Here is a 25,272-nt window from a genome sequence, read left to right on the forward strand (position 1 = left end):
ACACGACTACCCGTGGCCGATACGAACGCAGAGCTGACAGCGACTCGCCTGCTCACCGCCGGGATCGGCACTGTCGCCGCTCTCGCCCTGCTCGGCACGACCGTCGTCGTGCAGCCGACCGCGCTCGACGTTCCCGATCCGTACCGCGGGCTGCTGTTCACTCTCTTCGTGCTCGCCGTGGCATTCGGTGTCGTCGGATCGTTCGCCTCGCTCGCCCTGCTGCGGGTGCTGAACGGCACGCTCGCGGTCACATACCTGGGCATGCTCTGGTTGCTCTGGCCGCTGATGCTCCTGACCGGCGAGAATGTGCAGCAGGGGCAGCTCGTCTGGCTGCTCACCGTGACGTCGCTGCCCGTGCTGTGCGCGGTGATCGCGTGGGGTCCGCGCAGTGGCTGGATCGTGCTGGGAGCGCTTAGCGTGACGCTCCCGGTGCTGCGCGCGGCGTTCAACGACACGACGCCGAATGCCGTCGTCAACGACATCCATTCCATCTCGATGGCCGCACTGATGTGTCTGCTCAGCGGCTTGGTGCTGAGAGAGGCACGCGCCGCCGACCGTTCGGCAATCGCCGCTCGTCGCGCGATCGTGCGCCGCTCGCAAGAGCTCGCCCGCCAGACCGCTCGTGTGCGCACCCATGCGCTGGTTCACGATGAGGTGCTCGCCACGCTCGGGTTCGCTGCGCGCGCGACATCGGCGATGGTCGCGCCCCTCGCTGCACAGGCTGCTCGCGCGCTCGAACTGGTCACGGCACTGGCGATGCCCAGTTCGCACAACGAGCCCGTCGCCTCCGCAGCACTGGCCGGGCAGCTGCGAGATCTTGCAGACCGGTTCGACGCCGCGTGCGAGATCCGGGTCACCGCCGACGCTGCCGATATTCCTTCGGATGCCGCGGGTGCGCTGCTCGGAGCCAGTCAGCAGGCGCTCGTCAACAGTGCACAGCATGCCGGGGCGGATGCCAGACGAACGGTTCGCGCGCACGCATCAGCAGACGGCATCCGCATCGAGATCGCCGATACCGGCACCGGGTTCGAACCGGAGCGGATCGGCGCAGAGCGCATGGGCATCAGCGTCAGCATCCTTGCGCGCATGCACGCGATCATCGGAGGGGCGGTGTCGATCAGGTCTGCGCCGGGCGAGGGTGCCACCGTGACGCTGACGTGGCGTCAGGATGCTGGGACTGCTCCGACGCTCCCGTCCACACCTCGCCGCGCACACGATCCGGCCCTGAGACTTTCCCCCAATGCCGTGCGCGTGGTTGCCGGGCTGCTCGCTGCGCTGCAAGCCGCTGTCGGCATCTTTATGGCGACCACGGTGCAGCCGGCCTGGCCGCAGCTGCTGGCCGTTGTCGGCGTGAGCGCCATCTTCTTTCTCGTCGCCCGCGGCCCGCGTGTGCCGTCGTGGCCGATTGTGCTTGTCGTCGCCGCGCTCGCGATCGCGACCAGCGCCGTGGCGTGGCTGCCGGGCCCGCCGCACGAGTTCCGCTATGCCGACGGCTGGTTCGTGGTCAGCCTGACGATCGCGTTGGGGATGCTCGCGCTGAACGGACGACCGGTCGCCGCGCTTGCCATCGCGATGTCGGCGTTCGCGATGCTCGCCGCTGCCGTCGTCCTCGGCGGACATGCCACGCCTCAGCTCGGGTCGATCGCCGGTCGCACGATCGCGATCACCGTGATGGGTCTACTGATGTCGACCACGATCGCGTCAATGCGCAGACGGGTCGAGCGCAGCCGCACCGCCGAGTTGACGGCATCGGCTGACGCGGCGTGGGCCGAGGCGAATCACGACGAGCTACAGCGGCGATCCACCGGGCTGCTGCACGACGTGGCACCCGCGCTGCAGCGGATCTCTCTCGGCACCCCGCTGGATGCAACGGAAGCGGCGGACTGCCTTGCCCTGGAGGGCGGGCTCCGCGATGAATACCGCGGCGGCCGCCTGGCGCACGAGCCGGTCACCGGTGCAGCGGCGGCCGCGCGCCGTAGGGGTGTCGACGTGACGCTGGTCGATGACGTCCCGGATCGCGTTCTCGACGAACCCACGCTTCACGCATCCCGCGAATGGATGGCCGCTGCCCTTGATACCGTCTCGAATGGGTCGTTCGTCGGCCGCCTGGTGCCTGCCGACCGCGACTCGATCGCATCCGCCGTCGCCGTCACGGATGAGGGAACGCGAGCCACCCATTTTGGTGGCCGTACCCCTGGGCGCCAGAGCACCACTACGCCCTAGCATCTAGGCAAAGGCACCGACTACCGGGCCTTAGAAGGAAATCTGCTGTGGTTGATCACATGAGCTGGGGGCGAATCCCCGCACAGTTGCGCGTCGACGCGCGTCTGTTGCTCGGGGGAATGTGATGGTCGGAATGTTCGTGGGGACGCTCATTCCGGCCGCCGCAGTGGCCCCAGCGGCGTTCAGCATCACCGGCGACGAATCCCGACGTCCACCGACCCCGTGACGCGCGCGGGGGACGATTCTGAGCCCGAGACCGCCGACGTCTCAGTTCTGCGCAGCCTCTGGCAGGGCATCCGTATCGGCATGCTGGGTCTTGCCGTGCTCCTCGTCGGACTCGCGCTCATCATCCCTCTCGTATCGGGGGCGGAGACGTACACGGTCACCGAGACGTCGATGGAACCGGCGATTCCGGTCGGATCGTTGATCGTGGTGCGGCCGACGGATCCGGAGGACCTGCGGATCGGCGACGTCATCACCTTCGAACTCGAATCAGGAAAGCCGCAGGTTGCCACGCACCGCATCGTCGGATTGACCTTCGAGTCCGGTGAGCGCGCGTGCATCACCCAGGGCGATGCGAACGAGAAGGCCGACACCGAACCTGTTTCGACGCCTCAGGTGCGCGGTGTGCTGTGGTATTCGATCCCGCTGATCGGCTGGGTCAACGCGGCTCTGCCTTCCGGCATCCGCGCGTGGCTGATTCCCGCGGTCGCCGCCGCACTGATCGGATACGCGTTCTGGGTGTTTGCCGGCTCGGCTAAACGGGCGCGCCGTCGACGACGAGAACCTGGGGATGCCGGTGCGGCCTGAGCCGCGGGACGCGAGCCCGAAATGCGCGCGCGGGGTGCGTCTCACACCTTGCGCAGCAGTACGCTCTCGACGTTGTGGTCGATGCCCTTGTTCAACACCAGAGTCGCGCGGTGCTTGGTCGGCATCACGTTCTCGACGAGGTTCGGCATGTTGATGTCGTTCCAGTAGCCGAGGGCCGTGGCGACGGCCTCTTCATCGGTGAGGTGCGCAAACACGTTGAAGTACGACGACGGATTGCTGAACGCGCCCTTGCGCAGCGCCAGGAACCGATCGACGTACCACTTCTCGATGTGCGCGGTGTTCGCGTCGACGAAGATCGAGAAGTCGAACAGGTCGCTGACGGCGACATCGTTCGGCGCGGGCGGCGGCTGCAGCACGTTCAGGCCCTCGACGATCACGACGTCAGGGCGTCTCACGACGACGCGCGCGTCGGGCACGATGTCGTAGCGCATGTGCGAGTAGAACGGAGCGCGCACCTCGGGCGCCCCTGACTTCACCTCGGTGAGGAAATCCAGCAGCGCACGGCGGTCGTACGACTCGGGGAAGCCCTTGCGATCCATGAGTCCGCGTCGCTCGAGTTCGGCGTTCGGGTAAAGAAAGCCGTCTGTGGTAACCAGCTCAACCCGCGGAGTGCCCGGCCACCTGCTCATCAGCTCGCGCAGCAGACGCGCGATCGTCGACTTGCCGACGGCCACCGATCCTGCGACACCGACGACGAACGGCGTGGTGGTGTCGTCCTCGTCGAGAAAAGCGCTGGTGGCCGCACCGAGCCGTTTGGTCGACGACGCGTAGAGGCTGAGCAGCCGGCTCAGCGGCATGTACACCTCGCGCACCTCGGTCAGGTCGAGGCGGTCACCGATCCCGCGAAGTTCGACGACCTCGGTCTCGCTCAACGGCTGATCCAGGCCCGCAGCCAATCGGGCCCACTCCGCACGTCCGATCTCGCGGTACGGCGACAGGGGCAGTGTGGGGTCAGCGGCGGTCACGATGTCCATCGTAACGGCGCGCGTACGTACGCGGCGCCGATGGATGCCGCACTACAGGGCGAACGCCGACGCCTCAGCGACTGCACCTCACGCTCCGACGTTGAACTGCCGAAGCCGCGCCGTCTCTCCTTCGACGTCCAGAACGGTCAGGCTCGGTGCTTCAACGGGGTGGATGCTGCCGGCTCCGAGACCGATGAAACGCTCCAGTACTGCGCGGATCGTGCCCCCATGGGTGACGACGAGCACCGGCCCTTGATAGGCCGCGGCGCTGCGCACGGCGCCGGTCACCCGTTCGTGGATCGCCTCCGTCGGTTCACCGCCCGGCGGTATGAGTGTGCCAGCACGCCACTGCTGATAGGCGGGTCCGATCATCTGCGGAGTCGCCCCTTCCCATTCACCGAGGCCGTGTTCGATCCACGCGGGGTCGATGATGGGGGGCACGTCGCTCAGCAGCGCAGCTGTGGTGATGGCACGAGTGAGCGGCGAGACGACCACGGTCTGCGGGTGCCACATGGCGACGGTGTCCGCGAGCGCCGAGACCTCTGCGCGACCGTGCTCTGAGAGATCGATGTCGGTCCTTCCCTGCATCCGCTGCTGACGATTCCATTCGGTCTCTCCGTGCCGGACGAGCAGCAGCGTGGTCACAGTCGCTGTCCGTCCGCGCCGAAGTACGCCGCCGGTCTCTCCGGGAACCGAAGCCGAGTGGTCTCCCCCGGCATCGCGGCCTGGTCGCTGACGAGAGTGATCCGGTGCCCGGCCTCAGGGGCAACACGTCCGGTGACGAGGTGACGTCCCGCCTGCGGCGTGGATTCGACGACCTCGAAATCGAGCGTGCCCTGCGCGTGCATGGCGACCTCGTCCGGCCGGAACATGACGTGCGCTGCATTCGCCGGGATCGACACCGCGGTGTCGAGAACGATGGCAGCGCTCCTGGGGAGGAGAACGGCGGCCGGGCTCCCGAGGAAGGAGGCGACGAACATCGTCGCGGGAGTCTCCAATAGCTCCGTCGGGGTACCGAATTGCTCGAGCCGTCCGCCGTTCATCACGGCGATATGTGTCGCCAGCGCGAGAGCCTCGACCTGATCGTGCGTGACGTAGACGCTCGTCGCGCCGCTGGCGCGATGCACCCGTCCGAGCTCGGACCGCGTTTCGACTCGCAGACGCGCGTCGAGGTTGGACAGAGGCTCGTCGAACAGCACCACCTGCGGGCGTGGTGCGATCGTGCGGGCGATGGCCACGCGCTGCTGCTGACCCCCGGAGATCAGCGCCGGTGTGCGATCGGCGAGATGCGCGATCTCCAGAGATTCGAGCACGTCGTTCACGCGCACCGCGCGATTCGTCCGCGACCATCCGGCGACGGTGAGCGGCCACTCGACGTTCTCCTTCACGGTCATGTGGGGCCAGAGTGCGTAGCTCTGGAACACCATGCCGATGCCTCGCTTGGAGGGCGCGACGCTGGTTCCGCGTGTGCCGTCGGCGATCACGCGGTCATCAAACGCGATGGTGCCGCTGGTCGGGTCTTCGAGGCCGGCGATCATCCGCAGTGTCGTGCTCTTGCCGCAACCGGACGGGCCGAGCAGCACGAGGAACGCACCGGAGGGAATCTTCAGCGACAGGTCAGTAACAGCATCCTGCGCACCGAAGCGCTTGCCGAGCCGGTCGATGGTGAGTTCGGTCATGAGGAGCTCCGTTCAAAGCGGTCGCCGCGGCTCTTCTCGAGCGAACGAGCGCACAGGGTCGCTGCCACCGAGATGGCCGCGATGATCAGGGTGATGGCGCCGGCCTGCTGTGCGAAGCCCTCCGACGCATAGCGGAAGGTCATCATCGACAGCAGCGGGGTCGCCGGAGTCACGAGCAGCACGACGACCGAGAGGTCGCGCACCATGGTGACGAAGACGAGAATGCCGCCGTTTGCGAGTCCGCGCGACACGAGCGGGATCGTGATGCGCGCGAGGCGTCGAGGACCGCCCGCTCCGGTGAGCACCGCGGCTTCGTCGAGTTCCGGTGCCACCTGCCCCAGCGCCGACTTGGCAGTTTGGAACGCGAACGGGATGCTGGCGGCAATACCCGCGAGCACAAGGATCCCAAACGTGCCGTACAGCGATCCGAAGGGTCCGATCGGCGCTCCGAACTGCGCGATGAACGCCGCCCCCAACGCAACGCCGGGAATGAGGAACGGCACATATGCCAGCAGGTTGATCGCTCCGTTGAGGGTGCGCGCTCGTGGCATCCGCCGGATGACATAAGCGGCAAGCAACCCGATGAGAACGGCGCCGGCAGCGACGGCAACGCCGAGTCCGAGCGTGCCGCCGAGCGCCTGCAGCACAGTGGGATCGAGCAGCACACCGCGCATGCCGTGCGAGATCGACGAATCGGACTCTCCGATCCAGTAATGCAGCGTGAATCCGCCTTCGAAGCTGTTCGTACGCCGTAGGAAGGTGCTCACGATGAGCACGATGGCGGGGATGATCGCGGTGAGTGCGACGATGATCCACGCTGTAGCCGCCAGCGGCAGACGCCAGGCACCGGTACGAGTGACGCGCGCGCGGGTGGCCTTGCCCGTGATCGTGGAGAACGAGCGGCCACCGGTGATCCGATTGCCGCCGAAGAGGATGAGGCCGGCGACGACGATCAGCAGGATCGAGAGCACATACCCGCGTTCGGTCTCACCGGTGGAGATCGCTCCGTACAGGCGTGTGCTCAGCGTCTGGAATCGCACCGGGAGCCCCAGCAGTGCGGGGACGGCGAAGTTCGACACTCCTTCAGCGAAGGCGAGAAGGAACCCGGAGAGCACGGCCGGTGTGACCGCGGGGATGACGATGCGCGCGGCGACGCGGGTACGAGAGGCGCCGGTCAGTTCGGCGGCGGCGACGAGATCTCCCCCGACGTTCGCGAGGGCTGCGGCGATGACGACGAAGCTCAGCGAGTAGTAGTGCGCGACGAGGGTGAGGATGACAGGCACCGGCCCCCACGCGAGCCAGTCCGGCACCGGAACCCCGAGGGAAAACAGCAGCCCGGTGCTGCCGCCGATGAGGTCGTTTCGGAAGACACTCTCCCAGGCGAGTGCGATCGCAAAGCTTGGCAGCGCGAACGGGATGGCTGCGAGGACGCCGATGACCCGACGGCCAGGCACATCACTCATGACGACGATCCAGGCGAGGAAAGCGCCGATGACGGTGGCGATGACTCCGGTACCGAGCCCTACGAGCAGCGATCCGCCCAGCGGCTGCCAGAACAGTGCCGACGACATGGGGCTGGCGAGCACATCGCCCCACACGCCGTCGGCGTCCTCACCGATGGTTGCCGCGGTGAGCCCGGCCAACGGAAGGGCAACAAGGATGACGAGTATCGTGAGCACGGCGATGGCCAGCCACAGGATGGGCTGACGCACCGCCGCGCTCACGCGGGTGATTGCTCTCACTGGATGGTGAGGAGGAAGTCCGCGACGTCGGAGCGGTGCGCTGCCGAAGCCTCGGGGTCGATCTGCCATGCACCCAGCTCGTCGAGGCTCAGGGCATCGGAAGGCGTGTCGATGTCGGTACGGGTCGGGTAGTCGCCCGCGACGTAGAACGGCTCGAATCCGGCCCCTCCGGTAGAGCTGTCGTCGCCCATCATGTAGTCGATGAGCAGACGGGCAGCGGCCGGGTTCTCCGCCCCGGCGGTGACACCGAGGTACGCGGGGAAGACGATTCCTGGAGAGGGAGCGACGCCGGAGGCGATCTGCAGCGCCCAGCCCTCCTCTTCGTTGTCGCGGCGGTCGGAGTAAGAAGTGAACCCGACGGGCGGGGCGTCTTGCCCTGTTGCGCCGACGGCAGCGTTGACCGTGTCGGTGTCATCGACGAGCACGGCGTCGTTGGCGTAGAGGTTCTTCAAGAACTGCAGTCCGGCATCCGGCACACCGTCCTCGAGGGTGATCTCCTCACCGAAGTGTTCGGCGTAGGCGTCTGCCATTTCGTCCCCGCGCAGCGAGAGTTCGGTGGCGAGATCCAGGTAGTCGCCACGCACATTGGGGTCGACGAGCACGACCTTTCCTGCCCATTCCGACTCGGTGAGTTCCCAGAGGTTCGACACCGGCGCCCCGTCAGGGTGCGCCTCCTCGTTGTACATGAGCACTTTCGTCGAGAGTCGATTCGCGACGAGCGGCGCCTGATGCTCGGTCGGCAGTGCCTCGGCCACGCGTGCGGGCAGGTATGGAAGCAGCACGCCGTCGGCGAGAAGCTCGGTGACGACGACCGGGGCGTCGGACACGTAGGCGACGTCGGCCGTCGCGCTGCCGGCCGTGTGCTCAGTCGCGAGTCGGGTGATGAGCTCGCTGGAGGAGATATCGCTGGCGACGACGTCGATGCCGGGGTACTCGGCCTCGAACGATTTCTCGATGGCGGCGATCCGGCTGGTGAACGCGTAGACGACGACCTCGCCTTCTTCTGCGGCCAGCTCGACGAGCTCATCGTGCGTGAGAGCATCCCAGTCGACATCGTCGGAGGGCGCGGATGCTGCGGGAGTACTGCATCCGGCGAGGGTGATCGCCAAGCCGAAGGCGGCAAGGACGGCGGTGGTGGTGGAGAGCGGTTTGCGGAGCGGTTGCCGGGTCATGGTCGTTCCTTTCGAGGAAGTAGGGGTGGTGCGGTGGGGGCGAGAGTCAGCGGTCGAAGCGCTCGAGTAGGGACTCGAGACGGTCGAGCGAGCGGATGGCGCGGTCGGGCGCCTGACGAGCGATGGTGAGGACGAGGGCGTTCGCGATGGCCATGGGGACGGTCAGCGTGAGGAACTCGTCCCCGCCTCCGCGCGGCGCGGCAAGCACGGCGTCCGGCTGGGGTGAGAGCGAGAGCAGGGTGTCGGTGAGCAGGGCGGTGTACGCGCCGGTCTCGCGCGCGATCTCGAGCACAGGTACGAGGTCGCGCGGCGCACGGCGGAAGGCGCAGGCGAGGATGAGGTCGCCCTCGGCGAGGGTGGCGAGCTGCTCGGCGACGTCGCGGACGGGTCCGTCGAGCGCTGTGACCCGGATGCCGCTGCGGCGCAGACGCCGCTCGAGCAGTTCGACGAGCACCGCGGCGTTGCCCCGCCCGAAGAGGTACACGTGGCCGGCCGCGATGACGCGCGCGGTCAGGTCGTCGAGGTCGTCCTGAGTGACATGCAGCGGCAAGGCCGCAAGGGCTGCGATCTCGTCGTCTACGAATCCGCCGATGACGTCGTCCGGATGCCGCTCCAGTCGCCCCCTGATCCGCTGGGAAGGGCCGGAGCCGGCGAGATAGTCCTGCCGGAGAGCGTCACGCAGCCGCGGGTACCCGTCGAATCCCAGGCGTTGCGCGAACCGGGTGGCGGCGGACTGGTGCAGACCGAGTGGGTCGGTGAGCTCGGCAGCCTGCCAGAAGGCCGCCTCTGCGGGTCGCGCCTGCAAAACGGCGACGAGCCGACGGTCGGTCGCGGTCAGCGCGGAACCGCGGTTCTTGGCGAGGTCGGTGATGAGCACGCTATGGACGCTAGGAGCAATTTCACTTGCAGTGGGCGCAAGTCGTGCGAGTTCATGTGTCGTTCATCGATCCGTCCGCGTGCGGTCACCGACGCCCGACCCGCGTAGTCTCAACCCGTGCGCTTGGGAATTCTCGACATCGGTTCGAACACTGTCCACCTGTTGGCTGCGGATGCCCGCCCCGGAGGTCGTCCACACGCGACGACCAGCGATCGCACGGTGGTGCGACTGATGCGCTTTCTCACTCCCGAGGGTGCAATCAGCGAAGAAGGCGTGCTGGCGCTCGAGGCCGCGGTCACTCATGCCCGCCGGATCGCTGAGACCGAGCGCGTAGAGACTCTGCTCGCGACGGCGACCAGCGCGGTTCGCGATGCTCTCAACGGCGACGACGTCATCGCACGTATCGAGAAGGCGCTTGGGCAGCCGCTGCAGGTGCTGACCGGCGTGCAGGAGGCCGAGCTCACGTTCCTCGCCGTGCGGCGCTGGTTCGGGTGGGATGCCGGACGCATTCTGCTACTCGATATCGGCGGCGGCTCGTTTGAGTTCGCGGCGGGCGAGGATGAGACGCCGGAGGTCGCCGAATCCGTCCCGCTGGGCGCCGGTCGCATGACCGTGCAGTTCTTGCCGGAGGACCCTCCTGGCGAGGATGCCGTCGAGCTGCTGCGCGCGCATGCCCGCGAGGTTCTCACTCCGGTGGTCGCGAAGCTCAAAGTTCTTCCTGACCCTGACCACATCGTGGGCTCGTCGAAGGCGATCCGCTCGCTCGCGAACCTCGCTGGACGCGAGGTGTCCGGACTCGGCTTCGACCGGGTCGTGATGTCGCGTTCGGCATTGAAGTCGTGGATTCCGCGGCTCGCGCGCATTCCGGCATCCGCTCGTCAGGAACTGCCGGGAATCACACCCGACCGCACCTTTCAGATCGTCGCAGCGGCGGTGTCACTTCACACGGCGATGAAGATGCTCGATCTCGATGAGCTCGAGGTGTCGCCGTGGGCGCTGCGCGAAGGCGTGCTGCTGCGCTACACCGAGTCGCTCAGCTGGGGCGGCGTCGGGATTTAGCAGGGCGGTCCCCCAGCGGCTGGGCCAATGTCCTGCCACGCACTTACTCGCAGCCGACGCCGTCGCCGTCCCGGTCGAGCTTGCGGCTGTAGCCGGGATCCCCGACGTGGATCGGAGCCGCGCCGGCTGCCCTAACGGCCGTGCAGTTCTCGTAGTACACGGATGCGGGCGGCGCAGGCGCAGGAACCTCCGGGGCGGGCGCCGCAGGCGCAGGAACCTCCGGGGCAGGCGCAAATGGCGCAGGAACCTCCGGGGCAGGCGCAAATGGCACGGGTTCAGCAGGCACGGGTGCGGGCACCGGCGGTGCCGGAGCCCGCTCAGGTACGACCTCCACAACAGGGGCCACCAGCGCGTACGCCGACGTCACCGCCGGCTCATCCGAGCATTCGTCCAGCAGACCCGCAATGGCGTCATGCTCGGCCTGCGTGACCCACAGCCCGTACGTCGCCTTGACCGACACCTGCCGTGCGACATACTCGCAACGGAAGCTCTTGTTCGCCGGCAGCCATGTGGCGGCATCCCCATCGCCCTTCTGGGCGTTGGCCTTGCCGTCGACTGCGAGCAGGTTCAGCGGGTCATTCGCGAAGGATGCACGCTGATCTACCGTCAGCTGCTGAGCGCCCTTTTGCCACGCGTCGGACAGCGCGACGACGTGATCTATCTGAACCAGCTCAGAGGTTCCCTGGCCGCGTACGAAGTCAATCTTCGTCCCTGTGAACGGGTCGTCGAGGATGCCGGATATGACCCTGCATGGACCGGAACGGGTGAGCTCGGTCAGCTGTGCCGCGAGCGTGTCGTTGCGGGTGTCGCATCCGTTGCGATCGACGTCGAGCCAACGCTGGCCAAACTCGTCGCGGTCATATCCCGTCTTCGCGGCGCGGCCCTTCACCGGCAGCGTCTCGAGCACCTCAAGCGCGGTGCGCCCGTCGGTCGCTGAGCTGTCGGCAACGGTCATCACGTCGCCGGCGAACGCGACAGGTTTAGGGTCGTCCTCGACCGGTTCCGGGTCATCCTCTACGGGTATGACTGAGGGCGTCGGCGTCGGCGTCGGGCTGGGAACCGCCGTCACGGTGGGCGAAGACACCGCCGTCGGCTCGTCGGGCGTCGGGCCGAGCACCATGGCGCTGAGATTCCCGGTGATGAGGAACGCGACCGCAGACACCGCAGTGACGATCGTGGCGACTTTGCGATCACGGAGACGTAGCCAGGTCGGCGTGTTCTTCACGAGCGCGACAATGCCGGTGATGAGCACGACCAACCACAGGGGCGCGAAGATCGGAGCGAGGATCAGTCCGAGGCCAAGGACGGCGATCCCGATCAGGATCCACGCCCAGATCGGCAGCCGGCGCCGTTTCGTGGCGCGGGCAGGGACGGATGCCGCGGGCGGCGGGAGCACGGATACTGGCGGCGCAGCGGGTTGCAAGTGCGCTGTCCACGTCGCACCATCCCACCAGCGCATGCCACCGGTGCGGTCAGCCGAGGGGTCCTGATACCACCCCGCGGGGGGAAGCGATGACATTCCATCTCCTTACAGAGACTTGCAGCCACCGTTGTCGGCTGACACTCATCACGCTAGCCCATCACACCGGCGCCTCCTGCCGGGCGCTTCGCTCGCTGAGCCTGTCGAACGGCCATTCCCCATGCAGGGCGAGGCCACCGACCGGGTGACATGCATCGTTCCAGAGGATCGCGAGAGGACGATCCGAGGCGTGGCGGACGACCAGCGGCGTCTGACCGTCCGGGGAAATGCGCCGGGAGACGGCGCCCGCTCGCACCATTCTAGCAGGGCTAGTTAACATCACGAGGATCCTATCGTCACGGAGGTCGCTCACCTCCTCGCACAGTGCGCCAGAATGAGAACATGCATTTAGGGCGGCTTCGATTGGGTTCGGCGGCGCGAGGAGTCCTGGCGATCACATCGGGGACCCTGGTCGGGCAGATCATCGTCGCAGTCGCCACCCCTTTCCTCTCGCGCATCTATCCGCCGGAGGCGTTCGGAGCGTTCTCGACCGCCCTCGCCATCGCCGCTGTCGTCGGTCCGGCGACGGCGTTGAAGTTCGATTCCGCGATCCTGCTGCCCAAGAAGGATGCCGACGCGCGCAACCTCCTGCTCCTAGCCATCCTCTCGACCGTGATCGTCGCCGCGATCTCCGGCATCGTCGTCGCGGTCGTCGGCCCATTGATGCTCCCGGCGATGACGAATGCGATCCCGTTCGCCGCACTATGGATCACCGCCCTCATCCTGACCACGGGGCTCTTCACCAGCCTCGTGCAAGCCGCGCTACGCTCGAAGAGCTATGCCCTTGTCGGATGGCGCTCCGCGATCCAGTCCATCGCGACCACGATCGCACAGGTCACTTTCGGACTCTTGGGTCCGTCGCCCTCCGGGCTCCTCGGCGGCGCACTCTTGGGTCGTTTGCTCGGTTTCGGCGCTCTGGCTCGATCCCTGCGACCGCTGCGGTTGGCCCGCGGCGGGGCATCCATGCGTCGTCTCGCGCGCATCTACTGGCGCAGCCCGGCGATCCTCGCACCTTCCTCACTGCTCAATTCGCTCGGGAGTCAATTGCCGCTCATCCTACTCTCGGCCTGGTTCGGCGCAGGAGCAGCAGCCCAGCTCGGTATGGCCCAGCGGCTGGTGTTCTTGCCCGCCGCCCTCATTGGCGCCGCCCTCGCCCAGGTGTTCGGCGCGGAGATCGCGCGGCGGTTGCGCGAAGGATCCGGTTCCTCACGCTCGTTGTATCTCCGCGCCACCTGGCGAATCGGAGCGGTCGCCGTCCCCATGTGCGTGCTCATCCTGATCCTCTCCCCCTGGGTCCTGCCGTGGATCCTCGGCGGTGAGTGGGAGGCCAGTGGGTATCTCGCCCAGGGGATGGCGCTCTCCGCGAGCGTGAGCCTTATCGTCTCGCCGCTGAGCCAGGTCTACACGGTCCACCAGTCAGCCGCCTCGCTCGCGATCGACGCCTCGCGGGTGGCGTTGATTCTCGTTGCGGGTGCGCTCGCCCTAGCCCTGGGACTCGACGTCGTGGCGACGGTCTGGGCGATGTACGCGGCGCAGGTACTCAATTACATCGCCACCTGGCTCTACGGGCTACGAATAGTCTCTCGAAAGGTTTCGCATGCGGCGCATGCTCAAGATCTACCGCAATCAGACCTTTGAGCGGCCCGAGGGGACACCCGTTCCCGCCCACTCGGTCGCGATGCAGGAAATCGATCCCCGGAGTGCGCATCTCGTGAGCGCCATCGGGAAGAGCCCGCGTCTTCCAGCGGTTCTCCGAGGAGGGGCGGTACGGCGTCTTCGAGATGGTCGACGCAGTCCCCGCCGGATATGCATGGATCACCGCCCCGGCGAACAGGCCCCGCGTGATGAATTCGTACGCGCGCCTCGCAGCGGGGAGACTGCCTGATCCACTATTGCTTCGTCGATCCGACTCATCGCGGGCGCGGCATTTATACGGAGATGCGTCACGAGTTGACCGCGTGGGCGATGGCCTCCGGGGCTCGCCGCGTACTCGTCGATACGGGGAACGACAACGTTGCCTCCCAGCGCGGAATCCTGCGCGCCGGCTTTTCAGAGCATGAGGAGACCGTGGGCGTCGTTATAGCTCGACGACTGATCTGGAGCAGGCATCTGCCGATCCCTCGGAAGTAGCACTTTGACGGGTCTCCAGATCCGCCGCCTTGTTATCGATGACTCGAATCTCGTATCGGCCCCAGGTTTGGTCCTGATCGTCTGCCTCGCCAAGAAAGCCAGCCTGCGCAGCCTCGCCGATCAGTGGTTGACCGTCCCGACGGACAAGGCTCGAATGCCGAATTAAAGGTGTCATCGTCGATATCCGGAATGGCCGCTGGGGCAGATTCGATCGATGACATGACGCTGCCCCGCCATGTCAGAATGAGGAAGACTTTCACCTCGATCTACGCACCCTCAACGTTTGGGGTCGTTCCTGCGCGCGTTCGCCTTCGGGCGCGTCCTGCAACTCGATGCCGTCGCGTTCCGATTCCTTGGGGCTCTCGCCGCCGAGGCTCTGATCATCCCGGCGCCCGCTGACCCCCGCAGCACCTCATCACCAAGGACGTCGGTGGATCGAGGCTAAGTGAATCGTCTGATTCCCGCTTTTCGAGGTAGGCGAGCTCCTTTAGACGCCTCGACTGTCCCATATCCAGTCTGGATGGAAGGCGCCATCGTCGGCATCACCCATGCTGCGGCCAGGAGCACCCACATGAGGCGGTTGTCGTTGATGTCGCCGGAAAGCATCGAGTTCGTGATTGTGAAGATCAGCAGGACGAGGAACATCACTGAGGTCCGGTCATAGGCACGACGGATGAGTCGGGCCACGCTAGCTATCGCGAGCAGTGCGAAGAACACTCCGGCCACCCAGCCTGCCTCAAGTGCGATCTCCAGTGGCACGCTGTGCGGGTATGCCTGACCGCCGTTGATGTTCGTGAAACCGAGTTCCTGGATGGTGCCGAAGTATCCCCAACCGCCGCCAAGCGGAAGCTGGGTGATGTGGTCCCAGGCGGTCGACCAGAGAAAGGTCCGCGCGGACGTCGAAGTATCCTGTTCGCCGCTGAGAAATCCAAGTACTCGGGTGAGCCCTTCACCGCCCTGCTGCACAGCGAGGAAAGCCCCGATGGCGCCGACAAGGAGGATGGCGACGATCGATCGAGCGCGCCGCCTGCGGAACACGGGCGCGAGGAGCATCGCGACCGCGATGCTGACGGCCACTGCAATTACAGGGCCGCGGGATCCGGTATCAAGGGCGATGAAGAACATCGCGACGGCCGCGAGCGTCGCCACGATGCGGCGCAGAACCGAGGTCTCCCCAACGATCGCATACATGCCGAGCACCACGGCACCGGCGACAATCATTTGCGAGGTGGAGATCGTATTCGTTCCGGCGAGGGTGACGACTTCGCTCCAGTCTGCGTTGCGCTGTGGCGAGACGACGACGAGTAGCGCAACCATGAGTCCGAGCCCAGCGAGAGCCCCGAGGAACGCTCGGCGCTGGCGGTCTTCGCGGAGGAGGACGACAGCGCCACTGAGAGCGAGCAGCGTGATAGTGAAGAACGATATGGCCTTGTCGCCGCCGTACGGGGTGCGGATCGCAGCGACACCGAGAAACATGGTCGCGGCGATAGTGAACGGTACCCACACCGCGCGCGCGAGGAAGGCCGTTCGGATCAGCTCGCCGAGGATCAGCAGAATCAGCACGAGTCCGAGAAGCACGGTGAGGTCACCTGGGACCCATCCGAGTAATGGATTCGACTTCAACGATCCAGAGTGGACGAATATAGCCAGAACGGTGGGTCCAACGATGCCGGCGGGCCGTTGGCGTTTTTCTGTACGCATTATTCCTACTTATCCGCACTGGTCTGTAAAACGCTCGGTCTTGACCACTTCGTCGAGGCGTAAGACGCGCACGATCGCAGCGACTACGTCCGTTAGCCACCGAAGCGCGTCGATCCTGGTTCAGTGAGTACGAGCGACAAGACAAGGAAAACCTCCGGGTGGCAACATCTCCGCCCAATCCCTCATACAGGAGAGCGTAACCCGGACTACAACGGCAGTGCCCTCGAGGCATCGGATTGGCAGGCGACGGCTATCCAGCGGCGAACCTGGACAGGGCGGCGATGACTTCCGGCTGCGGATACGTGATCAGCACCGCGTCGAGCCGACCGTAGAACACAAACTGACTCCCAGCGGCAAGGGCGCTCGCACCGGCGTCGAGCGCGGCCCCGAAGTCGTGCACATCGGCTGATCCGCCGAGCGCAATCACCGGGACCCGTACCGCCGAGGCAACCGTGCGGATCGCGCCGAGGTCGTACCCGGTCCGCATCCCGTCGCGGTCGGTTGAGGAGACAATGATCTCCCCCACGCCTAGCTGGACCGCACGACGGGCCAGCACGTCCAACGGCTCACTCTCATTGCGAGTGCCCGACCCGCTCGTAGCGACGAGCGATCCGTCTGCTGTTCTGCGCACGTCGATGCTGGCAACGACGCTCTGGGAGCCGAGCTCGGCGGCCATCCTCGCCACAGCGGACGGCCCAGTGAACAGGGCCGAATTGACAATCACCTTCTCGATCCCCAGGCCGATCACACGCCGAGCCTGGTCGGGGGTGCGCAGTCCGCCACCGAAGGCGACTGGCATGAACGCCTCGGAAGCGATGTCGGCGAGGAGGGCGTATGCCGGTTCCCGCTCCGATCGATTCGCTGCGATGTCGATGACCACCAACTCGTCGACCTGCTTCTCGTTGAAGATCTTCACCGCGTTGATCGGATCTCCCAGATAGCGTGGGCTCTGGTACTGCTGGGTCTTCACCAACCATCCGCCTTGGTCGATCTGGAGGACGGGGATCACCCGCGGAGCGGTCACGAACGGCTCCACTGATCGAGCATCTGCATGCCGAACACATGACTCTTCTCCGGATGGAACTGTGCTCCGGTTACGTTCTCGCGGTTCACCATCGAAGTGAACTCTCCTCCGTAGTCGCTGTACGCCAGTTCGTCTCGTTCGTCTGACACGACGACGCGATAGCTGTGCGCGAAATAGAACCGGTGATTCGATGGAAGACCCTCGACGATCTTCACGGGTTTGCGCACGACGAGCTGGTTCCACCCCATGTGCGGCACTCGGAGGCCCTGCGAGTCGTCGAATCGCACGCTGTGGCCCGGGATCAGCTCGAGGCCGCGCGAGACTCCCTCCTCGCTGGAGTCGAAGAGGAGCTGCATCCCGAGACAAATGCCCATGACAGGTCGGCCGGTCCTGGCATGATCGCGGATCGCTTCGTCGAAGCCTCCGGCGCGGAGCTTCTCGGTCGCTACGTCGAACGCCCCGACGCCGGGGAGCAACAGCCGATCGGCCGCAGTGATCCTATCGGGGTCCGCCGAGAGCTCGGCTTCCTGACCAATGCGGCGGAACATGTTGACGAGCGAGCCGATGTTCCCTACTCCGTAGTCGACGATCGTGATCATTCTGACCTCTCTCCTGCTGGTGCGCCGCTGAGGACGAGCACGTCGTCGAGACGCATCGCTAACGCGCGGTAGTCGTAGTTCGCGATGACGTGAGCTCGGCCGTTCGCCGCCCACCGCCTGCGATCCTCGGCTCGGTCGGCGGACGACATGTCGATCATCGCCCTGCCGAGCGCTTCGGCGTCGTCTGCGGGAACAACGATGCCGGCGTCGGCGTCGAGTACCAGGTTGTTCCGCGCACTGCTCGCTATCAGGATCGGCCGCGCGGCGGCGGCGTAGTCGAAGAGCTTGTTCATGCTCACGCCGTAGCGGTAGACGTCGAGGTCGAGGATGTTGATCACCAAAGAGTCGGCGCGATTGACGAGCGTCGGGACCTGGTCCTTCGGCACGGGCAACTCGAACACGATTCGATCTCCGTTTGGCGAGTCGACAGCGCGACGCTCGATCGCGGAGCGCTCGGTTCCGTCTCCGACGACCACGAGGCGCAATCTCGGTTCGCGGGCGGCAGCGCTGAGGAACCCGTCCACGATCGCACCGACACCGTTCGCCCGCCCCACGGACCCCATGTACATGAAGACGAAGTCGTCGGTGGCCGCTCGCGGTAAGCCGTCGAAGTCATCGGCATCGGTGCCGTTTGAGATCCAGTGGACCTTTTCCGCCGGCACGCCCTGCGACACGAGGTACTCGGAAGCGAAAGGCAGCAACGTGATCACGGAGGCCGCCCGCGCGCAGAGTTTTCGTTCCAGGCGTCGCAGCATCCACGTCAGCGGTCCTCGAGCAGGGAGCTTTCCCATGTCGATCAAGGTCTGCGGCCACAGGTCACGGATCTCGAAGACGAAGGGAACTCCCGCACGCCGAGCGACGACCGAGGCGGCCCACGCAGCAAGCGGATGCACCGTGCTGCCCATAACGATGTCGGGTCTCGCTAGCCCCCGTGCGCTCGCCGGCCGCAGAAGCGCCGTGGTGAAGACCAGCATGTTAACAAGGCGCCCCACGCCTCCGCGGTACTCCGGCGCACGGAGGAAACGGAAGGTGACCCCGGCCCGCGACCGATCGGTCGTGCGGTCGTCGCTGATGCCGCGTCGCCGCCGGCCAGACGGATGCTCAGTGCTGGCGGCGAAGAGCACAGCAGTCCAGCCACGCTCGACAAGGCCCCGCGCCAGCGAGAAATGCCGCGAGCCCGAGGCCGTCTCCTGCGGATCCGTCGCATAGTGGTTGACGACCCACACCGTCCTCACGATGCCCCCAGAACCCGGCGGTACTCGTTCAGCATCCGCGCGGACTCTCCCTGCCAGTCCGGGAGAGCGACCTGCGCGATCGCTTCGCGACCCGCGCCGACCCGCTCGTCATCGACAGAGGACAGCGCCTCGATGAGGGCGTCCACCGTGGGAGCGATCTTCCAGGACAATTCCTCCTGGCCTAGCAGGCGATCGACTTCCACCAGGTCGGTATAGAAGAAGGGGATGCCCGCCATCGAGTACTCGAGCGCCTTGTTCGGCAGCGAAAGCGCGTAGGAGAGACACGTCGCCTCGATGAGGCAGAGCCCTATGTCTCCCCCGGCGACGGTGTCCACCACCGCATCGGTAGGAACCGACCCCAGGTAATGGATGTTGGCGTGCGAGTCGGCGTGTTCGCGTACTGTTCCCGCGAGCGCACCATCGCCGACGAAGACGACATGGTCACCGGCATGCGCGCGAGAAGCGAAGGCTTGCAGGATCTGCGAGATGTGACGGTGCGCGACGATGTTCCCGACGTGGACGTAGACCCGGTCCTCCTCGGAGATACCGAACCGGGCGCGCAGATCGACCGGGCGAGGCGCTCCGGTACGGGTCGGCGCATTCCTCACGGAGACCGGGTGCGTGCCGGGATACGCGTTGCGATACCACTCCGCGATCGATTCGTTGACCACCAGGATCGCATCGCACTGACGGATGTAGAACCGCTCGATCAGACGGAAGACCCTGCCCTGGAAGCCGCCCGAGGTCGACGTCTCGGTTTCGAGTTCGTGCGTGTCGTAGATGAGGGCGGCCCGATGCCGACGCGCAATCGCGTAACTAACCGGCAGCACGGCGACGGAATGTGCGTTGACGACACGAACACGGGCGGTCCCCCAACGACGGTAGACCGCCATCGACCACGAGATCTGCTCCCTGATCCGTCCGACCAGCGAGCGCGGGCGCTCGTCGACCGTCGCGCCGATCCGCTCGATCGATCGACGGTCATCGAGCACCTCGACATCGGGAAGCCCGTCCGCTCGCTGCCCACAGATAACAACTCGTTCTACAAGCTGCGCCTTGGCTACGGCACTCGTCTGCCTGAAGATGCGGCTCTCATTGACGATCGGCGCCGGATAAATGTGAAGGTTCACGCTTTCACTCATCGCGGATAGAGCCCCAATCTGCGGAGTCGGTTAACCAGACCGCGGAGGAACTGGACGAATCCGTAGGAGTTCCGGTACGCGCGATAGCTGGAGGCGGGTTCGCGGACGATCTCGTCGAGCTTCTCCGCCGTGAGGGACAGCTTCTTTCGCAGAAGGATCTCGTCCTCCGTGCGCAGTCGCTTACTGTAGTCGCTCTCGGCAACTGCCGCCAGCGCCTCCGAGCGGGTGATCTGTCCCGAGTTGATCAGGTCGGAGTAATGCCCTCGCCGCTTGTCGATGCCGAACTTCCGCACCAGGTAGAAACCCTGAACCCAACGAGTAAAAATAGACTCGTAGTGCTTGCCCTCGTACGGGACCCAGCCGAGCTGCTCGACGAGCTCTCCCATCGCTCTCGATTTGTCGTAGTCCACGTAGTTAAGGATCGAGACGATCCTCACCCGGCGCACGAAGGTCGTCCAGGCGAGCGTGAAGAACCCGAAATGAGGGTACATCCGCAGGGGGATTCGACCGAAGCGGCGATGAACATCGTGGATGTAACGCCAGTCGGAATGACCGTATGACCAAGAGGGGACGCTGATGGATTCGGTCGCGAAGTTCATACCCGAGATAATGAAGCGCACCCCGCGCTCACGTGCCACCCTCCACAGAGTCGCCTGGATCGCGTGGTCACTAGGGATGTCCGCATCGGGGGTCGAGGCTTTCAGGAAAGACCGCTGCAGATCATAGAACTCATCGAGCCGCAGCACCTCGGTGTGCAGATCGATGTCAAGGACGCGCAGCAATCGCTCGATGTTGAGCACAGCGAGCGCGGAGTTCCACCCGTTGTCGACGTGGACGGCCAACGGCCGCATTCCGAGTCGCTTCACCTGGAGCGCGACGTAGGAGCTGTCAACTCCGCCGCTGACCCCGATGATGCAGTCGTACTGTTTTCCCTGCCCCGCCTTCACAATCGAGTCGACAACCTGCGCGAGCTTCGCTGGACGCTGTTCGATGGGAACTACCCGGGACTCCAGGAGTGCACCATAGCGGCGGCAATGATTGCAGACGCCGTCGATGAGGACCAGATCCGGATCGACGGCGGAGTTCATGATGCACCGAGTGCACTCACGGATCGTCATCGTGCAGGGACTCCTTTTACTGTCGTTCCTGCCGCCACGTCTTTCGTTACGCATGCTGCGGCACCAACCGTCGCGCCGGCACCCACGGTGAGCGCCTGCAGCACCACCGAGCCCGCACCGAGGAGCACGCCGGTCTCCACAACGACATTGCCTGACACGATCGCGCCCGGATTGACGGAGACGAAGTCGCCGAGATCGACGTCGTGGCCGATGATGCTCGCAGGGTTGAGATGCACGTGATCGCCTATGCCGACGTTCGTCGAGACCTGCACGCCCGAGGTGATGACCACCCCGGCGCCGATGCGCGCCCGGGATCCGACCACGGCGCGTGGGTGGATGAGGGTCGTCGGCCGGAGACCGGCATCCGTCAGTCGCTGGGCGACCTTCTGTCGGATCACCGGCGATCCGATCGCGACAATGAACCGCTCGTCACCCACCGATGTGGGCAGCCATTCGTCACCGGTACCGAGGTAGACGACACCGCGCTCGGCGAGGCGGCCGAGATCGATGTCACGCGGACCGTCATCAACGACACCCAATAGCTGCAGCGGCTCACCCGCGGCGATCAGCGCCTCGACGACGTCGAGCGTCTCTCGGCCGAACCCGCCGGCAGCAAAGATCACGATCCGTTCAGCCATCCGCATCTCCGAACTTCCGCATCGTCGCGTGTCCCTCGGCGCTGATGCCCTGTCGCAACAGCACCGATCGGACGGTGCCCAGCAGGATGCGGGCGTCCAGTCCGATGCTACGGGCGTCCACATACCGCACGTCGAGCGCGAAGCGCTCTTCCCAGTCCACCGTGTTGCGGCCACTCACTTGAGCGAGCCCGGTGATGCCCGGCCGCACCTCGTGCCGTCGTGCTTGCACCGCTGAGTAACGCGGAAGGTATTCGACGAGGAGTGGGCGCGGACCCACGATGCTCATGTCGCAGCGGAGCACGTTCCAGAGCGAGGGCAGTTCGTCGAGACTCGTGGATCGCAGGATATGACCCAACCGCGTCAGCCGCTGCTCGTCGGTGACCCAGCCACGGCGCTCGTCGATGCCTCGCATCGACCGAAATTTGTACAGGCGGAAGACACGACCGCCGAGGCCCGGCCGCGGTTGTGTGAACAGCACAGGGCTACCGAGTTGCACGCGCACCAGGATCGCCGTGAGGAGGATCAGCGGGCTGAGCACCACAAGCCCTGTCAAGGCGGTGACCACGTCGAGGAAGCGCTTGACCAGGTCGTAGGGTCGGCGCGCAGGTCGCGCCACGTCAGTGCCCATCAAGGAAGACGAGGATCGACGCCCGCACTCGCTCGCGTTGCGCCTCTGTCAACGCGGATCCGCTTGGAAGCGTGAGTCCGTGCTCGAAGAGCGACTCGGATACACCGGTGATCACACCGCGGGAACCGGCGAAGACTGGCTGCAGGTGCATCGGCTTCCACAGCGGGCGGCTCTCGATATCGTCCGCCGCGAGAGAGTCCGAGAGATCGGACGGCACCCAGTCGGTCATCTCCGCGTCAACGAGGATCGAAGTCAGCCAAACGTTGTCGTGCGCATCACCATCGGCGCCGAAGATTTCTACACCAGCAACGACGTCGAACAGTCCCTCATACAGTTCGCGCATCTCTCGACGCTTCGCGATCATCTCGTCGAGTCGCGAAAGTTGCGCACGTCCGAGTGCCGCCAGCAAGTTACTCATGCGGTAGTTATAACCGATGTCGGTGTGCTCATAATGAACTACCGGTTGCCGTGCCTGCGTTGCGAGGTAGCGTACGTGCTGGGCGAAGTCTGCGTCGTCGGTGAGCAGCATCCCGCCACCCGACGTCGTCATGATCTTGTTTCCGTTGAATGACACGATCGATGCGCGTCCGAAGCTTCCTGCAGCCTTGCCGTTGTGTGTCGCGCCAAGTGATTCTGCAGCATCCGCGAGTACGGGCACGTCGAACTCCGCAGCGATCGCCAGGATCGACGTGTAGTCGACAGCCTTGCCGAGAAGGTCGACGGGAACAATCGCCGCTACCCGTTCTCCTGAGGCTCGAAGTGTCGTGAGCGCATCGCGCAGCAACACGGGATCCATGTTCCCGGTCGCGAGATCTGCATCGATGAAGTACGGCTCCGCGCCCGTATATACAATCGCGTTTGCCGTCGCGACGAAGGTCATCGTCGAAGTCATCACGATGTCGCCTGGTCCGACGCCCAATGCCAGCAGCCCGAGATGCAATGCTGCGGTTCCCGAGCTCAGTGCGACACCATGTGCGACGCCAACTCGATCGGCAAGCTCGCGCTCGAAAGCGTCGACGTCGGGCCCCAGCGGCGCGATCCAACCCGATCGCATGGCCGCGATCACCGCGTCCTCTTCGAGCTGGCCTACGTCCGGAGACGACATGTAAATGCGTTCAGTCACGCGCGCGTACTCCTTGCGGGTGGGTCAGTTCGATCACGGCCGTTTCGTTGTCGCGCGGTCGCGCAAACATCCTCGCCTTCCAGCCTGCCTTGTCAAGACGCTCGGGTGTGATCACGTCTGCTCTGGTGTGCGACACCTTTGGATGGAATGGGCGTTCGAGGCTCTCGCGGTCCCCCACCAGGTCTTCATGCAGTTTCTCACCACGACGGAGACCAGTGAAAACGATCTCGATCGTCTTGCCTGACATTGCGATCATGCGCTTGGCAACCTCGAGAATCGACACGGGCTCACCCATGTCGAGAATGAGCACTTCGCCGAGCCGGCCGATTCCGCCCGCCTGGACCACCAGCTGGCACGCTTCCGGGATCGTCATGAAATAACGCGTCGCGTCGGGATGTGTGACCGTCAACGGTCCACCCGCCTGGATCAGCGCCTGGAACGTCGGCAGCATCGAACCACGGCTGCCGATCACGTTACCGAACCGCACCGACAGGTAGCGCTTGCCGGTCTCCTGGCCTGCCCAGGCGGTGAGCTTCTCGGCAACACGCTTGGAATGCCCCAGCACGCTCGTCGGGTTCGCCGCCTTGTCGGTCGAGATGTTCACGAATGTTTCGACGCCCACCGAGCGCGCAGCATTCAGTACATTGAGCGTGCCGAGAACATTCGTCTTCCACGCCTCGTCGGGATATTGCTCAAGCATCGGCAAATGCTTGAGCGCTGCCGCGTGAAAAACCACCTCAGGCTGACGCTCGGCAAAGATCGCGTTCAGAATGTCAGCCTCGCGAATGTCGGCGAGCACGACGTCTCGAGAATCGAGCAGTCCGTGTCCTGCTGTGCCTAACTGCGCGAGCTGAAGGCCCGTCTCGTCTCGATCGAGCATGATCAGCTCGCTCGGGCCGAATTTCGACAGTTGTCGACACAGTTCTGAGCCGATGGATCCGCCGGCACCCGTCACCAGCACACGCCGACCGGTGACGTAGCCCGCGATGAGTTCAACATTCGTGTCGACCGAGGTGCGGCCGATAAGGTCTTCAATGCTGATGTCGCGTAGTTCGGATGCCGATTTCTCGCCGGACACCAGGCTCCCGAATGAAGGCGTGACGGAAACTCGCAGCCCTGCCTTTTCCGCACGATCCGTCAAGGTTCGTAGAAGCACGCTGTCGGCGCGGGCCACCGCAATCACTAGCACCTTCGCGCCTGTCTGCGCGACCGCCGCTGCAATGTGCGATGTCTTGCCAAGGACGGGCACGCCCCGAACCCGAAGGTTCTTCTTCGACGGGTCATCATCGAGGATGCCCACTGGACGAATCGGTGACGAAGGATCGATAGCTGCGGCGCGCAGGACCATATCGCCTAGCTCGCCGGCTCCGATGATCAAGGCTGGCTCTGCCGCCCCGGTGTGCTTGACCGCGCGGTCACCAAGAAGGCGGGCCGTGTAGCGAACCCCAAACATGAGGAGCAGCACGCACGGGAAGGCGAGAAACATCGTTCCACGTGGCACTCCGACATTGTTGCCGAAGATCACGACGAAGACTGAAAGCACTATCGTCTCAGTCATCACCTGCAGGCTCAGATCACGCACCTCTTCGAAGGACCCATAGCGCAGTCGGCCCCGGAATCGCACTAGAAGGTATCCGAGAAGCACCTGGAGCGCGGCAGCGATCATGGCCAGCGTCAGGGTGGCGAGCCAGCCCGTCGAGGTCATGTCGAACTCGAACCGAAGGAGCACCGCCGCGAAGATCCCGACCACCCACGCAAGACAGTCAGCGAGGACGGTGGCCACACGCCGTTGCCGCTGCACCAACGTCAACCTGTCGCGCCTCGAATCCGCTTCCATCCCGCCAACCACCTCCGGTCACGCCAAGCG

22 protein-coding genes and 1 pseudogene are annotated in these 25,272 nt (G+C 65.3%); 6 read left to right on the forward strand and 17 right to left on the reverse strand.

Annotated features, from left to right (window positions below; genetic code table 11):
• Positions 1-12: 12 nt before the first annotated feature.
• Positions 13-2,223: a sensor histidine kinase gene (locus AC1C2O_RS07635; protein WP_495429829.1), complete on the forward strand. Its 2,211-nt coding sequence runs from the start codon at positions 13-15 to the stop codon at positions 2,221-2,223.
• A 222-nt stretch (positions 2,224-2,445) separates the two neighbouring features.
• Positions 2,446-3,033 carry a signal peptidase I gene (locus AC1C2O_RS07640; RefSeq protein ID WP_495429830.1) on the forward strand — a complete coding sequence of 196 codons (588 nt, stop codon included), beginning with the start codon at positions 2,446-2,448 and terminating at the stop codon, positions 3,031-3,033.
• Positions 3,034-3,074: 41 nt separating this feature from the next.
• Here the strand turns inward: AC1C2O_RS07640 and coaA are convergent, their stop codons facing one another.
• From coaA to AC1C2O_RS07670, 6 genes are all read right to left on the reverse strand, one after another.
• Positions 3,075-4,028 (reverse strand): type I pantothenate kinase, encoded by a 954-nt coding sequence (gene coaA / locus AC1C2O_RS07645; RefSeq protein WP_495429831.1) that lies wholly within the window; start codon positions 4,026-4,028, stop codon positions 3,075-3,077.
• 78 nt (positions 4,029-4,106) lie between these two features.
• Positions 4,107-4,664, reverse strand: a complete 558-nt coding sequence (locus AC1C2O_RS07650) for a histidine phosphatase family protein (RefSeq protein WP_495429832.1) — start codon at positions 4,662-4,664, stop codon at positions 4,107-4,109.
• The gene (locus AC1C2O_RS07655) at positions 4,661-5,698 is read right to left on the reverse strand and encodes an ABC transporter ATP-binding protein (protein WP_495429833.1); all 1,038 of its coding nucleotides are present in this window, start codon (positions 5,696-5,698) and stop codon (positions 4,661-4,663) included. The genes AC1C2O_RS07650 and AC1C2O_RS07655 overlap by 4 nt, the downstream gene beginning before the upstream one ends.
• Positions 5,695-7,440 (reverse strand): ABC transporter permease, encoded by a 1,746-nt coding sequence (locus tag AC1C2O_RS07660; protein ID WP_495429834.1) that lies wholly within the window; start codon positions 7,438-7,440, stop codon positions 5,695-5,697. Before AC1C2O_RS07660 ends, AC1C2O_RS07655 begins: the two co-directional genes overlap by 4 nt.
• A complete protein-coding gene (locus tag AC1C2O_RS07665; RefSeq protein ID WP_495429835.1) occupies positions 7,437-8,612 on the reverse strand; it encodes an ABC transporter substrate-binding protein in 1,176 nt (391 codons plus the stop codon). The genes AC1C2O_RS07660 and AC1C2O_RS07665 overlap by 4 nt, the downstream gene beginning before the upstream one ends.
• A gap of 46 nt (positions 8,613-8,658) precedes the next feature.
• Positions 8,659-9,489, reverse strand: coding sequence for a MurR/RpiR family transcriptional regulator (locus AC1C2O_RS07670; protein WP_495429836.1), 831 nt, complete (start codon positions 9,487-9,489; stop codon positions 8,659-8,661).
• Between the two features lie 117 nt (positions 9,490-9,606).
• On the opposite strand from AC1C2O_RS07670, the gene AC1C2O_RS07675 reads away from it, so the two are divergent.
• Entirely contained in the window at positions 9,607-10,548 is a 942-nt protein-coding gene (locus AC1C2O_RS07675) for a Ppx/GppA phosphatase family protein (protein ID WP_495429837.1), read from the forward strand.
• A 43-nt stretch (positions 10,549-10,591) separates the two neighbouring features.
• Here AC1C2O_RS07675 and AC1C2O_RS07680 read toward each other — a convergent pair whose 3' ends face one another.
• Positions 10,592-12,067, reverse strand: a complete 1,476-nt coding sequence (locus AC1C2O_RS07680; protein ID WP_495429838.1) for a GmrSD restriction endonuclease domain-containing protein — start codon at positions 12,065-12,067, stop codon at positions 10,592-10,594.
• A gap of 342 nt (positions 12,068-12,409) precedes the next feature.
• Between AC1C2O_RS07680 and AC1C2O_RS07685 the strand changes: the two genes are divergently transcribed.
• The 3 genes and pseudogenes from AC1C2O_RS07685 to AC1C2O_RS07695 form a co-directional block, all read left to right on the forward strand.
• Positions 12,410-13,705 (forward strand): lipopolysaccharide biosynthesis protein, encoded by a 1,296-nt coding sequence (locus AC1C2O_RS07685; RefSeq protein ID WP_495429839.1) that lies wholly within the window; start codon positions 12,410-12,412, stop codon positions 13,703-13,705.
• Between the two features lie 246 nt (positions 13,706-13,951).
• Positions 13,952-14,197: a GNAT family N-acetyltransferase gene (locus AC1C2O_RS07690; RefSeq protein WP_495431707.1), complete on the forward strand. Its 246-nt coding sequence runs from the start codon at positions 13,952-13,954 to the stop codon at positions 14,195-14,197.
• 4 nt (positions 14,198-14,201) lie between these two features.
• Positions 14,202-14,594 (forward strand): annotated as a pseudogene (locus tag AC1C2O_RS07695) (IS1380 family transposase); the annotation flags it as partial.
• A gap of 44 nt (positions 14,595-14,638) precedes the next feature.
• On the opposite strand, the gene AC1C2O_RS07700 reads toward AC1C2O_RS07695, so the two are convergent.
• From AC1C2O_RS07700 to AC1C2O_RS07745, 10 genes are all read right to left on the reverse strand, one after another.
• On the reverse strand, positions 14,639-15,898 hold the full coding sequence (locus tag AC1C2O_RS07700; RefSeq protein WP_495429840.1) for an O-antigen ligase family protein: 1,260 nt from the start codon (positions 15,896-15,898) through the stop codon (positions 14,639-14,641).
• Between the two features lie 250 nt (positions 15,899-16,148).
• On the reverse strand, positions 16,149-16,922 hold the full coding sequence (locus AC1C2O_RS07705) for a HisA/HisF-related TIM barrel protein (protein WP_495429841.1): 774 nt from the start codon (positions 16,920-16,922) through the stop codon (positions 16,149-16,151).
• The gene (hisH, locus tag AC1C2O_RS07710) at positions 16,919-17,521 is read right to left on the reverse strand and encodes an imidazole glycerol phosphate synthase subunit HisH (RefSeq protein ID WP_495429842.1); all 603 of its coding nucleotides are present in this window, start codon (positions 17,519-17,521) and stop codon (positions 16,919-16,921) included. Before hisH ends, AC1C2O_RS07705 begins: the two co-directional genes overlap by 4 nt.
• On the reverse strand, positions 17,518-18,756 hold the full coding sequence (locus tag AC1C2O_RS07715) for a glycosyltransferase family 4 protein (RefSeq protein WP_495429843.1): 1,239 nt from the start codon (positions 18,754-18,756) through the stop codon (positions 17,518-17,520). Before AC1C2O_RS07715 ends, hisH begins: the two co-directional genes overlap by 4 nt.
• The gene (locus AC1C2O_RS07720) at positions 18,753-19,886 is read right to left on the reverse strand and encodes a glycosyltransferase (RefSeq protein ID WP_495429844.1); all 1,134 of its coding nucleotides are present in this window, start codon (positions 19,884-19,886) and stop codon (positions 18,753-18,755) included. Before AC1C2O_RS07720 ends, AC1C2O_RS07715 begins: the two co-directional genes overlap by 4 nt.
• 8 nt (positions 19,887-19,894) lie before the next feature.
• Positions 19,895-21,016 (reverse strand): N-acetyl sugar amidotransferase, encoded by a 1,122-nt coding sequence (locus AC1C2O_RS07725; protein WP_495429845.1) that lies wholly within the window; start codon positions 21,014-21,016, stop codon positions 19,895-19,897.
• A complete protein-coding gene (locus AC1C2O_RS07730; protein WP_495429846.1) occupies positions 21,013-21,654 on the reverse strand; it encodes a NeuD/PglB/VioB family sugar acetyltransferase in 642 nt (213 codons plus the stop codon). Before AC1C2O_RS07730 ends, AC1C2O_RS07725 begins: the two co-directional genes overlap by 4 nt.
• Positions 21,647-22,282: a sugar transferase gene (locus AC1C2O_RS07735; protein ID WP_495429847.1), complete on the reverse strand. Its 636-nt coding sequence runs from the start codon at positions 22,280-22,282 to the stop codon at positions 21,647-21,649. The genes AC1C2O_RS07730 and AC1C2O_RS07735 overlap by 8 nt, the downstream gene beginning before the upstream one ends.
• The gene (locus AC1C2O_RS07740; protein WP_495429848.1) at positions 22,272-23,405 is read right to left on the reverse strand and encodes a DegT/DnrJ/EryC1/StrS family aminotransferase; all 1,134 of its coding nucleotides are present in this window, start codon (positions 23,403-23,405) and stop codon (positions 22,272-22,274) included. The genes AC1C2O_RS07735 and AC1C2O_RS07740 overlap by 11 nt, the downstream gene beginning before the upstream one ends.
• Complete coding sequence (locus AC1C2O_RS07745; RefSeq protein ID WP_495431708.1) at positions 23,398-25,206, reverse strand: polysaccharide biosynthesis protein; 1,809 nt, start codon at positions 25,204-25,206, stop codon at positions 23,398-23,400. Before AC1C2O_RS07745 ends, AC1C2O_RS07740 begins: the two co-directional genes overlap by 8 nt.
• Positions 25,207-25,272: the final 66 nt, after the last annotated feature.

The organism is Microbacterium sp. Y355 (assembly GCF_059445345.1).